At 40.2% G+C, this 13,247-nt stretch carries 10 protein-coding genes; 3 read left to right on the plus strand and 7 right to left on the minus strand.

All coding sequences use genetic code 11. The features are described 5' to 3' along the window. From QNI22_RS15725 to QNI22_RS15735, 3 genes are all read left to right on the plus strand, one after another. On the plus strand, nucleotides 1-429 hold a 429-nt coding region (locus tag QNI22_RS15725), incomplete at its 5' end, for a T9SS type B sorting domain-containing protein (protein WP_314512006.1). Nucleotides 430-824: 395 nt separating this feature from the next. Beyond that, on the plus strand, nucleotides 825-1,700 hold the full coding sequence (fabD, locus tag QNI22_RS15730) for an ACP S-malonyltransferase (RefSeq protein ID WP_314512007.1): 876 nt from the start codon (nucleotides 825-827) through the stop codon (nucleotides 1,698-1,700). A gap of 124 nt (nucleotides 1,701-1,824) precedes the next feature. Then, nucleotides 1,825-3,765 (plus strand): polysaccharide biosynthesis protein, encoded by a 1,941-nt coding sequence (locus QNI22_RS15735; protein WP_314512008.1) that lies wholly within the window; start codon nucleotides 1,825-1,827, stop codon nucleotides 3,763-3,765. 57 nt (nucleotides 3,766-3,822) lie between these two features. On the opposite strand, the gene QNI22_RS15740 is transcribed toward QNI22_RS15735, so the two are convergent. The 7 genes from QNI22_RS15740 to QNI22_RS15770 all read right to left on the minus strand — a co-directional run bounded on the left by QNI22_RS15740 (nucleotide 3,823) and on the right by QNI22_RS15770 (nucleotide 13,239). Beyond that, the gene (locus tag QNI22_RS15740) at nucleotides 3,823-5,601 is read right to left on the minus strand and encodes a hypothetical protein (RefSeq protein WP_314512011.1); all 1,779 of its coding nucleotides are present in this window, start codon (nucleotides 5,599-5,601) and stop codon (nucleotides 3,823-3,825) included. Between the two features lie 2 nt (nucleotides 5,602-5,603). After that, a complete protein-coding gene (locus QNI22_RS15745; protein WP_314512013.1) occupies nucleotides 5,604-7,865 on the minus strand; it encodes a hypothetical protein in 2,262 nt (753 codons plus the stop codon). Further along, nucleotides 7,844-9,151: a BatA domain-containing protein gene (locus tag QNI22_RS15750; protein WP_314512016.1), complete on the minus strand. Its 1,308-nt coding sequence runs from the start codon at nucleotides 9,149-9,151 to the stop codon at nucleotides 7,844-7,846. The genes QNI22_RS15745 and QNI22_RS15750 overlap by 22 nt, the downstream gene beginning before the upstream one ends. After that, a complete protein-coding gene (locus QNI22_RS15755) occupies nucleotides 9,135-10,052 on the minus strand; it encodes a DUF58 domain-containing protein (RefSeq protein ID WP_314512017.1) in 918 nt (305 codons plus the stop codon). The genes QNI22_RS15750 and QNI22_RS15755 overlap by 17 nt, the downstream gene beginning before the upstream one ends. A gap of 105 nt (nucleotides 10,053-10,157) precedes the next feature. Beyond that, nucleotides 10,158-11,147 carry an AAA family ATPase gene (locus tag QNI22_RS15760; RefSeq protein WP_314512019.1) on the minus strand — a complete coding sequence of 330 codons (990 nt, stop codon included), beginning with the start codon at nucleotides 11,145-11,147 and terminating at the stop codon, nucleotides 10,158-10,160. An 87-nt stretch (nucleotides 11,148-11,234) separates the two neighbouring features. Then, nucleotides 11,235-11,861 carry a DUF4159 domain-containing protein gene (locus QNI22_RS15765; protein ID WP_313978555.1) on the minus strand — a complete coding sequence of 209 codons (627 nt, stop codon included), beginning with the start codon at nucleotides 11,859-11,861 and terminating at the stop codon, nucleotides 11,235-11,237. Nucleotides 11,862-11,922: 61 nt separating this feature from the next. Then, nucleotides 11,923-13,239, minus strand: coding sequence for a TldD/PmbA family protein (locus tag QNI22_RS15770; RefSeq protein ID WP_314512022.1), 1,317 nt, complete (start codon nucleotides 13,237-13,239; stop codon nucleotides 11,923-11,925). Nucleotides 13,240-13,247 lie beyond the last annotated feature (8 nt).

Raw genomic sequence — 13,247 nt, forward strand, 5'->3', positions numbered from 1 at the left:
GTTCAGGTGTATGACCATATGAATCTAAGCTCATTTGCCGGATGTTATTATGTGACAGTGGTAGACCGAAGTGGCAATGAGAGTGCTCCAAGCAACATTGTTTGTCAGGATAATTGTCCTTACTATGTGTTGCCTAATGTGATTACACCAACACTGACAGATTTAAAAAATGACTTATTCAAACCCTATCCTTGTCCACGTTTTGTTGAGTCAGTAAAATTTTCAGTTTATAATCGCTGGGGCCGAAAAGTGTACGAGACAAATGAAAGCATTTACATAAACTGGTCAGGAAGAATAGGTTCTGGAGAAAATAATCTATCAGAAATAGTGTCATCAGGAGTATATTATTATCTGGCAGAAGTAAAATTTATTCGGTTAAAACGGCAAGATGAAATAGTAAAGATCAAAGGCTGGCTACAAGTATTTTAATTATTATACAACATACAAATTGTGAACAAACCTTGCATATATTTATCTGTGCAAGGTTTTTCCATAAATACAATAACTTAAACAAGAATACCTGATAGTCAATTTGGTCTCATCAGCTGTTGCATTTTTTATATATTACACCAGTAAATATCTACCTTTAATCAAACCTTTCTTCTATTTTTTTCGTACGTATAACCTATTTGAAATACATTCATTGCTAGTCAGAGAGTTGCATTTCAGAGATGAATTCCTATACTTTGTAGTATTAATCGTTTGTAAAAGAAATACATCCTGAAATGTATTAAGCTCTTTCCAGATTTGAAATACAATTAATGGAAAAGAGGGTTATACTTTAACAAATACTCTTATTTAACTAACTTCTTCTTATTAACTACATGAAAGCATACATCTTTCCGGGTCAAGGCGCACAATTTACAGGTATGGGAAAAAATCTTTATGAAGAATCAGCCAAAGCTCGCGAATTATTTGAACAGGCAAATGAGATTTTAGGATTTCGAATTACAGATACAATGTTTTCTGGTACTGAGGAAGAACTAAAACAGACTAATGTTACTCAACCTTCTATTTTTTTACATTCTGTAGTATTAGCTAAGATAAGTTCTAACTTCCAGCCAGATATGGTTGCTGGTCACTCTTTGGGTGAATTTTCTGCACTGGTAACCAATGGTGCACTCTCATTTGAAGATGGTCTACGTCTGGTTGCACAACGTGCTGCTGCTATGCAAAAAGCTTGTGAACTTCAACCTTCTACAATGGCAGCAGTACTTGGTCTTGATGACGAAGTCGTAGAAAATATATGTAGAGAGATTGACGACGTTGTTGTCCCTGCCAATTACAACTGCCCTGGTCAACTTGTGATATCTGGTACTATACGTGGTGTAGAACTAGCTTGTGAGAAACTGAAAGCAGCAGGAGCAAAAAGGGCATTGATTCTGGCAGTAGGTGGAGCCTTCCATTCGCCGTTAATGGAACCAGCTCGTGCAGAATTAGCGGCAGCTATTGAAAAAACAGTTTTTAGTACGCCTATATGTCCTGTATACCAGAATGTAAATGCACAGCCTGCCATAGACACTACAATCATTAAACAAAACCTGATAGATCAGCTTACAGCTCCTGTGCGCTGGACACAAAGTGTACAGAACATGTTGACAGATGGTGCAACACAATTTGTAGAATGTGGTCCAGGAAAAGTTTTACAAGGACTTGTCAAGAAGATTAGTTCTTCTGCTGAGGCAATGAGTGTAGCCTGATAATGATTTACCTCATGTGTGCTGGTACAGTTTTTTACTCTGAAAACTCGCCAGCACACATCATGCATAAATTACTGATTATTAAAACATTAAAATAAGCAACCGACCGATAAACCAGCCATATATGAGATATTTGAATCTATTCAGACTTATAAAAGTTATTCCCAGATGGACGGTATTGCAATTAGATCTCTTACTTTGTAGCCTTGCGCTCTCACTAGCTTATCTGCTTAGATTTAATTTTGAATGGGAACAAATCAATTTTTCTGAATTCTGGATTTCTTTACTGGTTGTTGTTATTGTAAAAGCCATCTTCTTTTTATTTACTCAAAGTTTTGCTGGCATCATCCGTTATACGAGTATAGAAGATGCAAAACGGATTTTTTTAGCTCTCACCTATAGCATGTTGGTGGTAGGCGCTATAGATTTTGCATACAGAAGCTCTAATATTTATGGGCAATATCTGATTCCTGTTTCTATTCTGCTCATCGATTATTTTTTCTCCATGTTATTTATGGGGGCATTCCGTATTCTGGTAAAGATTATTTACTTTGAATGGAAAAACCAACAAAGCGAGAAGATCAATGTAATTATTTATGGAGCAGGAGAAGCAGGGGTTATTACGAAAAAAACGATATCACAGGATAAAGATACACACCTACATGTAGTAGCTTTTCTTGATGATGATTCTTCCAAGGCACGTAATACGATTGATGGAGTCCCTATTCTTCCTAATACGCCAGAGAATCTACTTAAGATTGTAAAAAATAAACAGGCAGAGATTCTTATTATTGCTATTCAGGATATTACTCCTGAACGTAAAAAACATATCATTGACCAATGCCTGACACTGAATGTACAGGTGCGTAACATTCCTCCTGTACATAAATGGATCAATGGAGAGCTTAGTCTGAAACAAATCAAGGATGTAAATATAGAAGACGTACTTGGACGTAAGCCAATTCAATTGGATAAAACCCGAATCAAGAAGGATATTGAAGGTAAAGTTGTGCTGGTAACAGGAGCAGCAGGCTCAATTGGAAGTGAGCTAGCCAGACAGATTGCAGCGTTTCAACCAGAGAAGCTATTATTGGTCGATCAGTCCGAATCTGCATTGTATGATCTGGAGTTGGAAGTAAAAGAACTTGCACTGTCCTCACGTATCAATTTCAGAACTATTTTGTGTGATATTACTAATGCAGAACGCATGGGTAAAATATTCCGAAAATATCAGCCTGAAATCGTGTTTCATGCAGCAGCGTACAAACACGTTCCTGTCATGGAAGATAACCCGTCAGAGGCCATCATTAACAACGTACTGGGAACTAAAATCATAGCAGACTTATCGGCTCGATATCATGCTGAAAAGTTCGTTATGATATCAACAGACAAGGCGGTTAATCCTACAAGTGTGATGGGAGCATCTAAGCGGATTGCGGAGATCTATATTCAATCCCTGAATGAAGAACTGGAAAGTCGTCAACCAAATGAAGTATTACAACATACCAAGTTTATTACTACCCGTTTTGGCAATGTGTTGGGCTCAAATGGATCTGTCATTCCTCGTTTTCAGAGACAAATCAATGCAGGCGGACCAATTACCGTTACCCATCCTGAGATAACCCGTTATTTCATGACAATTCCTGAAGCTTGTCAGCTAGTACTGGAAGCAGGTTCGATGGGTAATGGCGGAGAGATATTCCTTTTTGACATGGGAGAATCTATCAAAATTGTAGATCTTGCCAAGAAAATGATCCGTCTGTCAGGTTTAACACTTGGAAAAGATATTCAGCTGGTATTTACAGGTTTGCGTCCAGGTGAAAAATTATATGAAGAATTATTGAGTAATGAGGAGAATACAATACCCACTCACCATCCCCAAATCATGATTGCCAAGGTTAGGGAATATGATTTCAATCTGATTCAGCAACACCTAGGAGAAATGAATCACCTGCTGTCTATTCAGGACAATGATTCTATTATTATGAAAATGAAGAAGATTGTGCCCGAATATATTAGCAATAATTCAACCTATGAGAGGTTAGATCAGATTCGCGAAATATAAGGTTCTTTATTCTAAACATAAAAAACACCTCTCTATCATCTGATAGAGAGGTGTTTTTTATGCCTTCTCTCTCCACCATAGTATAAATAGGGCTATGAGCAAAGCCATAAAGAACCACACTAATGGAATATTTTTCCAAGTTGTAAATTTCTGATTTGTATTGATATTAGTAATACTTCTAATTTGAGAATTCGTTTGAAACCAGCTTGCCTGTTTTAAATCTTTCCATTTATCAGCTTGTACTACATAAACACTTGCAGCATGAGTAGTATCATTGTCTGACGTGACCGTTAGCCAGCCTGCTTCATCTGGATGAAATGGATAGGTAGCAACACTCGTTTCCGGCAAATCAATCTTTGGTTGTATTTTTTCTTTACTACCAGACAGATATTGAACAGTCATTGCAGCTACAGCAGTATCCGTATATAACAAATGGGATATATTATCTTCCCATGCAAATGGAAACTGCTTAAATTTAACTTCTATGTGCTCCTTTTTACGACTAAATCCCTGTAGTATCTCTGTCCAGAATGTGCTGTATACTTTATCTTTTGCATTAAGTATCCAGGTATATGTGCCATTAGCCAATTGTACCCCTACTCTACCTAATCCAACAGGCATATAGGCAGCAACAGGTTCTTTATCTTTGCTGTAAACAATTGGAACAACAATTTGTCTATCACTGAATGCCACAGGCAGCTTTTCGATTGCATCAGAGACAGCGCCTGAAGTGGATAAGTGCACTGGAATAAACTGCTTTATACCAGTAGTATGGACGGCAAATTTATGACCTAATACATCTGCTTTCTGAGACCATTTGTCATCTGGTAATAAAAGTAGTCCTAATCCCTGTGCTACAGCCGTCTGTACCTGCTTTTTCTCCTGGGCAGATAGCTGTTCCAGACTTTCGGTATCTGCAATTAGTAGGTCTGCATTCTCAAGCGAAGCTTTCGATAAAATAGCCAGTTGCTGCTTTTGAGTAGGAAGGTTAATCTGCTGAAACGAATATTTATCCCGACTAATGCGGGCACGAATTTGTACTCTATGCTTTTGGTCAGCGAGCCAGTCTTTTAAATAATTGGTTTCAAAATCCGGATAGGCTTGGAGTACAATAACATTCAGAGGTTCTTTGGGAGTAACAATATAAGGTAAAGGTTCATGCCTGACCTCTTTGTTTTGTATTACCTGTATTTCACCAACAAAATTTCCTGGCAATCGGGGATGTGCATTCAGTGTAAAATCTGGATGTTTGTGAGTTATCCAAACAGAGTCTTGAGCACCTTCAGAAGTTACTAACCGAATCTTCAGGCTATCTTCAGAACGAATGTAGTAATTTCCACTCACTCTCAATGCTTCCTCAGCCTTTACTTTATGAAGATAATCCAGCCAGTTGAATCCTTCCGGCCTATCTTTTTGCAAAAAAATTAGCTGAATTCTATGTAGGGACTTTGTTTCTTCGGGATCTAGTCCATAACCAGCAACAAACACCTGTTTTATTTCCGGATGGTTACGCTCCAGTGTAGCAAGATCAGTGATAGGAGCCACAGCTTCATCTGCTTTTACACCAGGCAATACAAATCCTGGTAAAGAATCGGGTACAGATAATCCATTTTCGGTTACTAAGAAAGCATTACCTGTTTGCTGTTCTTTTGCATATTGAGGCTTCCAGATGATCAAACAAAGACTAAACAATACTACAGCAAGCAGTAAACTACGTAATAGCAATTCTTTCCCACTTACCGTTTGTCGCGATACAAAAAGGTATAACCCCAAAATACCAACTGCCACCAAACCTGTCAGTAGTGTTTCTGTTGTTGGAAGTTGACTCCAATGCATACTTATTTACGAAGTTCGTTTACAAAATTATCAAGTTCTGGTTCATTCCCCTTCCCTACTAATCCAGGCTGTTTGTTTTCAATTGGTAGCAGTCGTTGTAATTGCCACTGCATACGTCGGATAGTATCTGGCGAAATCTTCTCTCCTGCTATAACTTTCCGGAGATCATTTAGAGTGCTTGCCCGAATACCTGGTTGTTTAAGGATTAAAGAAGCTAACTCACCACTGGCTTTTTCCAGTATTTGCCGATCCAGAGTAGTTGTAGCGTAATTAGGTTGATGATTATGCATCTTTTCCAAAACACCTACTGCTTGCCGAAGATGAGGATAAACCACAGCTATAGTTTGAGCATTCCATGCTTCATGAGGACTTTGTATATCTTCCAGTTCACCAGTAAGCCTTTTCTCTGCAGGTTTGAGTGGCGGAGGTTTAAAGCCTACTTTCTCAACATAAACTCTACTCTTCTGTTGCAAAGATTTGATTAACTCCAGTGCTTTGTATTCATAAGGTAATGCTTCGGCAGGACGCATGGTTCGTAACCGTAATTCCGCTTCCCACATCTGAGCCAATGCAGCTTTCAACTGAGATTTCATGGTCTCATCAAAGAAGGTAGCAACATCTTCCATATCATGGCGGTGAGCGTACCCATTGAGCATATCTCCTAGTTCACCAAATTTAGTGGGAGAGTTATTGTCTCCATGATCGTGACTATGTAACTGCTCAACGGTTTTCTCCTGTGACCCTTCTTTTTCTGCATGTTCATCATGGTCGTGCTCATCTTCACCTTCATGTTCTTCTTCCTCATGGTTATGACGGTCACTACCTATACTTGTTTCAAATTCTTCACCCAAAAACTGACCATACCGCAAACGAAGTACTTTCTGATCCACACCCAGATCATTACTACGAGTCTTAAAAGTCTGATTATCCAGCCCTTTCTTCTCAGCTAGTAATTTCTCTGTATCTATAATCACCTGTCGCTGGCTACGGAAATAAGCTGGCATATTGTCTAGTGAAATCCCCGCCATTACGGATGTCTTTTGCGAGGTAGTGTCTTCCCATTGAATAAAATAGGTATCCGTCCGGCTCTTTTGTGCAGGGCTTGCCTGATCCCATGTCTCTGCATAAAAATACAGTTCATCTCCTGGCTCCATTTTCAAATTGGTAAAATCAAGCTTCTTTTGCAAAGAGGCAGTACGATTACCTTTTATATTATCTGGAAATGCTAACTCTATCTCTCTGAATTTCACAGATTCTCCACTTCCCCGGCTCACTGTGGCAATCAGATGTGCCCGATCCAATCCATAGTCATCCGTAAGTTGTATTCCTACCTGCACTTCTGTTTTTTGTCCATATAAAACCAATGTATAAGGTCCGGGCTTCTGCACTGTAATTACAGGTGCCTGATCATCTATAGCATGCAATGTATATACTGGGCTTACAAACCATTTGTCATGTATACCATAACGAAACTGATAATATACGGCTGACTTCAGATTATATTTCCAGGTATAGTGATTCTTTTCTATAGCAGAGACATCTATTGTATCCTTGCCATTCCATATTACCTGAAAAGCTTCTGCTGCTCCACTTAACTGGCAATCCCATTGAATCCCAGATTGTTCAGGAGCTTCCAAAGAAAGGTCTTTTGCACTCCATTTGCTTTTATGAGTGTAAGCAGGTGGTGTCACTTCTATCCTTATGGAAACAACTTCTGGTAATTTCCCAGTTAGTGCTTTAGGAACTGAGGGTAAGGCAGTAGACTCTATATTCCCTGACTCTGCAGTTGGAGTATATCCTTTGAGAAACCATATACAACAAACCGAATAAATAAGAGCTATACCCGCAAATACAACTGTAATCCGACGCAGATCAGGCCATGCCTTTATTTCACGTTTCTTATTTACCAATGTATGCAATACCCTCTGCCGCTGTAACTGTGGCAACACACCTTCTGGAGTTACAGGAATTAACTGAGCACTGAATTCCAGCCAGGAATATTGGTGATTGAGGTACTGAATCAATGCTTCTGCATGCCAATATCGGTTAAACCGAATACTCATAAATGCAACCACAGCTAAACTTACAAAAGCAGGTAAAGCAAAGCTTGTAGTAAGGTTGAAAGTTCGTACAAGTAAGTCAACCAGCAAATAACAAGAGGCAGCTATAAAGAATAGCTGTACAAAATGCCCCAACTGATGCTGAAAACGTAATTGTTTCCAAACAGATTGTGCTTGTATTTCTATTTCGCTTGTTTTGGCCATATTCTTTCTAAGGCTAATAGTACTAATGCAGCCATTCCAAACCACACTCTGTAATCGTGTGAGGCAGAATGGTCTGTTCCGGCAATTATCATTTTGGGATTTACAGTAAGGCTGTCACTACGCAAATCAATCTTTCTGTAATCAAGTGCAGGCGGGATGACGTTCTTCGTTTTGAAAGCCAGTACATAGGGTCTTATAGCCTGCAACCATCCACCTTCCAATACTTGACCCGCAGATAGTTTCTTACGTATAGTAAGGCTATCCATTTTTACTGTCTGAATCCATCCTGCATGATTACCTGGATAGTAATTCCACCAAAGATCTGGTTGTGCAGAATTACCTATTGGTAAGTCTTTTCCCATGCTAACCAACCAGTCTGCTTTTTCAGAAACCCCAACAAATCGAACAGGTATTTTATGAAATGCAGCAACCGCCCGAACAGATGCCTGAAAAATATGCCACTCGTCCAGATACTGATCCGCAATTGCTCCTGCTATTTGTAAAGTGTCGGCCACTCCTACTGTAACTTCATAGCTTTTTTGGCTTTGACTTACTTTTATAATTTGTTGATCTTTCAGATACTCGACTTGTGGTTTCTTCCCAAAAGCATTAACAATTCCGTTTTCCCATATATAACCTGTTTGTTCTGGAGAAGAATGAAACCAGAGTAGTTCAGGCTCCTTACTGATTAGAGAAGCTTGTATTAATTGGAAAGTATCTTTCTTCAAAGGAATCAGTTCCCATGACAATGGAGCTCGTGTAGGTATTCGTTTTCCACGCCAATAATCACATCTGTCAGGAGCTATTACATGAATGCTGTCAGAAGGGAATTTTTTATCTGCCTCTGCTAACAGTGACCATATGGAGGTGTTACCAGTATCTTTTTCCAAAGGATCATTTATAACTGAAAACCTGGGTGTGAGCCAGCGGACTTGCACCGAATCATTTTGCCATTTCTGAGCTAGTTGCCGGAACTGTATGGAATCTCCTGCTTCCGGATGAATCAGGATTAATGTTGTAATCTTACTAAGATCCTTATTTGTATGAGTAGTATAGAGATCTACCAGTAACAAAATCACCACTACCAATAATGCAAGCCGAATCAGCAATAATGGCCATTGCTGAACACGACGAAAATTAGCCTGGGCAGGCTGCACTTCTGTAATCCATCTCAGACTACCTAATATCTTTACTTTAGTAGGACGTCTGTTATATAAATGAATCAGTATGGGAATAGCCAATGCTCCCAATCCCCACCAATAAATCGGATTAACTGCCTGCCACATATGCTTCAGAAGATTGACCTTTTAAAAATGCTCTTAATGCAGATACTGGAGAGTCCTCAATCGTACATAAATAATAGTTGGCTCCCCATTTCAGAATCTGATCGCGGGATGACCGTATAAACTCAGTTGCCTGCTTCTCATATTGACTTCGAATGCGGTTTGGATCTGTCTGTAGTTGTTGCCCGGTTTCGGCATCTTCAAAGACTGTCACTCCGGAAAAATCCAGATTCAATTCTTTTTTTCCCATCAGATGAAAGATCATTACCTCATTGCGGGCAGGCAAGAGGCTGCGAATAAAAGCTCCCAGCTCATCAGTATGTTCATACAAATCAGTAATGAGAATGAATTTATGTTGAAACCCGCCCTGTTGCAGAGGCAATTGAATCTTCTCAGGCCATTTCCCTTTGCTGTCTGCCTGAAAAAGCATCTGCATACGAGCGTTTTCCATGCCTGCTTTAGGAGGTAAATGCAATACCTGCTGATCATTAATCAAAGCTAATCCATCCGCATCACCTTGCTGGCGGGCAATAAATGCAATAGCAGCCCAGAGTATTTTTGCATACTGCCATTTGCTCATTCCGTTCTCTTCATATACCATACTGGAACTCGCATCTAGTAATCCATACCATCGGGTACGGCTTTCCAGCTCGGATTCTTTCAGATACAGCCGATCTGTACGCCCAAAAATCTTCCAGTCTATCCGACGCAAGTCATCGCCGGGCATATACGTCCGGTACTGACTAAAATCTGTACCTTGCCCTAGCCGCACGCCTCCATGCAAACCCGAAATAGCCTCATGGGCTACTTTACGGGCCAGCCACTCCAATCCTTTTAAACTTCGAAGTTCTTCAGGAGTAAACCATTGGGTTAAGGAAACAGATTTATTTTTAGACTGACTCATAGTCCTAACTGTAATGCATTAATATCTCAACTTTGACAGACTGAGACATCAAGCAATAGATTTAACTTTATGTAGAAGAATTTATGGTAAAAAACAATACATGAACTAAGCCTTGGCTGGACGAACTTTTGAAAGCAGTGCTTCAATAACCCGGTCAGGAGATACACCATCTGCTTCTGCTTTAAAGTTTAACAGAATGCGGTGACGTAATACAGGTTTTGCTAATGCCTCAATATCTTCAGGTGTCACAGCATATCGACCTTTTATTAAGGCACGCGCTTTCGCACAAACAACTAGTGCCTGTCCTGCACGTGTACCTGCTCCCCATTGTACCCAATCTTTTACTTCCTGTGGACTATCAGATCCGGAACGAGTAGCGCGCACCAGACGGTTGATCCAGGAAAGTAAATCATCATGGACTGTCACTTCTCGAGCCCAATGTTGCAAATCCAATACTTCCTGCTGGCTTAGTACAGGTTCAATAGCCGCTTGTTTGCTTCCTGTAGTCTGACGCAACACTTCCAATTCGTCTGCAGACTCCGGATATTCCATCTGGATATATAAAAGAAAACGGTCTAACTGCGCTTCTGGTAACGGAAACGTGCCTGCCTGTTCCAGCGGGTTCTGGGTTGCCAGAATAAAGTAGGGAGCCTGCATTTTGTAGGTTTTCCCAGAGTAGGTTACCGACTTTTCCTGCATGGCTTCCAGCAAGGCAGCCTGTGTCTTTGGAGGAGTTCGGTTGATCTCATCCGCCAGGATAATATTGGCAAATAAAGGTCCAGGTATAAATTTAAATTTTCGCTGGCCAGACTCATCTTCCTGTAAAATAGATGTTCCTACAATATCTGAAGGCATCAGATCAGGAGTGAACTGGATACGTCGGAATTTCAGATGTAATGCTTGCGCTACAGAACGTATCAAAAGTGTTTTACCTAATCCAGGAACACCTTCCAGCAAAGCATGTCCACTCGCCAGCAAAGCAATTAACAACTGCTCTACCGTATCTTCCTGCCCAATCACAGCCTTGCCAATTTCCTTCTTCAACAGGGTTAGTTTTTGCTGAAGTTCCTGTACATAAGTCGTCGTATTCAACATTTGTATGGTTTGATTAGTTGCTGATACGGAAGTTCCGTATAGTAAGTGATGTTTTAAAATAATAAAGTCTTCTTTATCATGAAGTGCTTAACGAGTCAGAGCATGAACAACAATGTTGACACCAAATTTCGTATTGTCTTTGGCCAGCCAACGTTTATTGCGATAATCGTAGTCCCATTCACAGCCATAATCCTTATTACTGTACAAAACTCCAATACGTCCATTTACCAGAATGGCTTTCAGATAATCGTGTACCAGATCATCACCCCAACCATTCAGTTCTACACTGGTAGCGGGAGGGCCATCTTCAAATTCAAAGAAGCAAGAATAGAGGGCATGATCGTTAGGGAGCTTCTGTAAAGCATTGGCACCAAACAACTCTTCCATCTGTCGCTCAAATGACTTGGCAAACAGACCATCGATATCATGATTACAATCGTCTACAAATACAAATCCACCACGCTGTACATATGCCTTAAAGTTCTCTTTCTCCTGTTTGGTAAACTCAACCAGTTTATGTCCACTCAGATAACAGAATGGCGAAGAAAAGACAGCTTTGTCTGATAAAGAGACAACCTTTTCTTCGATATCGACAGGTATGGTTGTATACTCAATCAGCGAGTTCATCAGATTGGTAGGCATACGCTGGTCTGTATTCCAGTCACCAGATGTGTATTGTAATCGTGTAAAGAAAAAAGCCTTGCTAAACTCCATATTTTTGTAACAGGGATAGCATTACAGTCTAAGAGAGTTAAACTGTAATGCTATTCGTCTCTTAAACAGCGTCAGATAAACTGGTAAAGGTAAAGTCACGAATCCGCATAGGAGGAATCAGGTTGCCATTCACACGTTGTGCTTTTCCCATGGCATCCAGATTGTTCAACATGATGACCGGACTTTCATTAAAACGGAAGTTTTTGACAGGATATTTGATTTGTCCGTTTTCAATGTAGAAAGTACCATCACGAGTAAGACCTGTATAGAGTAATGTTTGAGGATCAACAGAGCGGATATACCAGAAACGAGTAACCAGAATGCCTTTTTCTGTACCTTTAATCAGGTCTTCCAGACTGCCATTACCCCCAGGAATGATAATATTAGAAGGGAAGGCAATAGCTTCTGTGCCTTTTTTCTGTGCCCAGAAACGATCATAGGCCATTGTCTTTACTACACCATTCTGTATCCAGTCTGTACGTTTGCGAGGTAGGCCATCATTGGTCCAGGTAGAGCCCGGAACTTCTGCATTCAATGGGTCAGAGTAGATACTGATTCGTTCGTCCAACAGCTTTTCTCCCAATTTGTTGCCTCCTCCTTTTTTAGAAAGGAAACTACGACCTTCATCTGCATTACGGGCATTGAAGCTGCGCATCATATTTTCAATCAGATCTACAGCAGCAGCAGGTTCTAACACAACTGTGTACTTACCTGGTTCAATAGCTTTTGCACTACGGGAGCCTATTGCTTTCTGAATAGCAATTTCAGAAGCTTCGCCGGAATCCAGTTTGGCAGCATCATTAAAATCACGGGTAACCCATCCCGAACCTAGCCCATCGTTAGTACGCATGGTCACAGTAAAGTTCAGGTCACTCTGTGTATGATAGGCAAACAGACCTTTGGAATTCATAATGGAAGAAAAACCAGAAGAATGCTCCAGGAAACCAGCTGCTGTTATATCTTTCTTAGAAGCTGGCAAAATGCTCTTCTCTGCTACATTGGCACGAAACTCAGGATCTATCTTTGCAGTACTATCAAAATAGGCTTTAGCTTCAGCATATTGCTGAGGTCCTAATATACTTACATATTCAGGGTTTTCCGGAGCTAGTTTTGCTAGTTCTTCTGCTCGCTTCACTACTTTTTCCAGGGATGCACTATCAAATTCATTGATACTGGCAGTTCCTGTTTTCTTTCCAAATGAAGACTGGACAGACAACGTCATGTTCGTTTCTTCACCACTGGTAGAGACCGTATTACGAGCATAACGAATGTTCCCACCATGATTATTATTCAGGCTTATTGAACACTCATCAGCCTTTGAATAGCCCAATACTTTTGTAAGCAATTGTTTTGCTTCCTCTTTACTTAATATTGCCATTGGTTAGG

The organism is Xanthocytophaga agilis (genome assembly GCF_030068605.1).
Classification (GTDB): Bacteria; Bacteroidota; Bacteroidia; order Cytophagales; family 172606-1; genus Xanthocytophaga; species Xanthocytophaga agilis.

Bases quoted from the DNA above. Each gene is read 5' to 3' on its own strand.
- fabD (WP_314512007.1), top strand. From the start codon at position 825: ATGAAAGCATACATCTTTCCGGGTCAAGGCGCACAATTTACAGGTATG.
- QNI22_RS15735 (WP_314512008.1), top strand. From the start codon at position 1,825: ATGAGATATTTGAATCTATTCAGACTTATAAAAGTTATTCCCAGATGG.
- QNI22_RS15740 (WP_314512011.1), bottom strand. From the start codon at position 5,601: ATGCATTGGAGTCAACTTCCAACAACAGAAACACTACTGACAGGTTTG.
- QNI22_RS15745 (WP_314512013.1), bottom strand. From the start codon at position 7,865: ATGGCCAAAACAAGCGAAATAGAAATACAAGCACAATCTGTTTGGAAA.
- QNI22_RS15750 (WP_314512016.1), bottom strand. From the start codon at position 9,151: ATGTGGCAGGCAGTTAATCCGATTTATTGGTGGGGATTGGGAGCATTG.
- QNI22_RS15755 (WP_314512017.1), bottom strand. From the start codon at position 10,052: ATGAGTCAGTCTAAAAATAAATCTGTTTCCTTAACCCAATGGTTTACT.
- QNI22_RS15760 (WP_314512019.1), bottom strand. From the start codon at position 11,147: ATGTTGAATACGACGACTTATGTACAGGAACTTCAGCAAAAACTAACC.
- QNI22_RS15765 (WP_313978555.1), bottom strand. From the start codon at position 11,861: ATGGAGTTTAGCAAGGCTTTTTTCTTTACACGATTACAATACACATCT.
- QNI22_RS15770 (WP_314512022.1), bottom strand. From the start codon at position 13,239: ATGGCAATATTAAGTAAAGAGGAAGCAAAACAATTGCTTACAAAAGTA.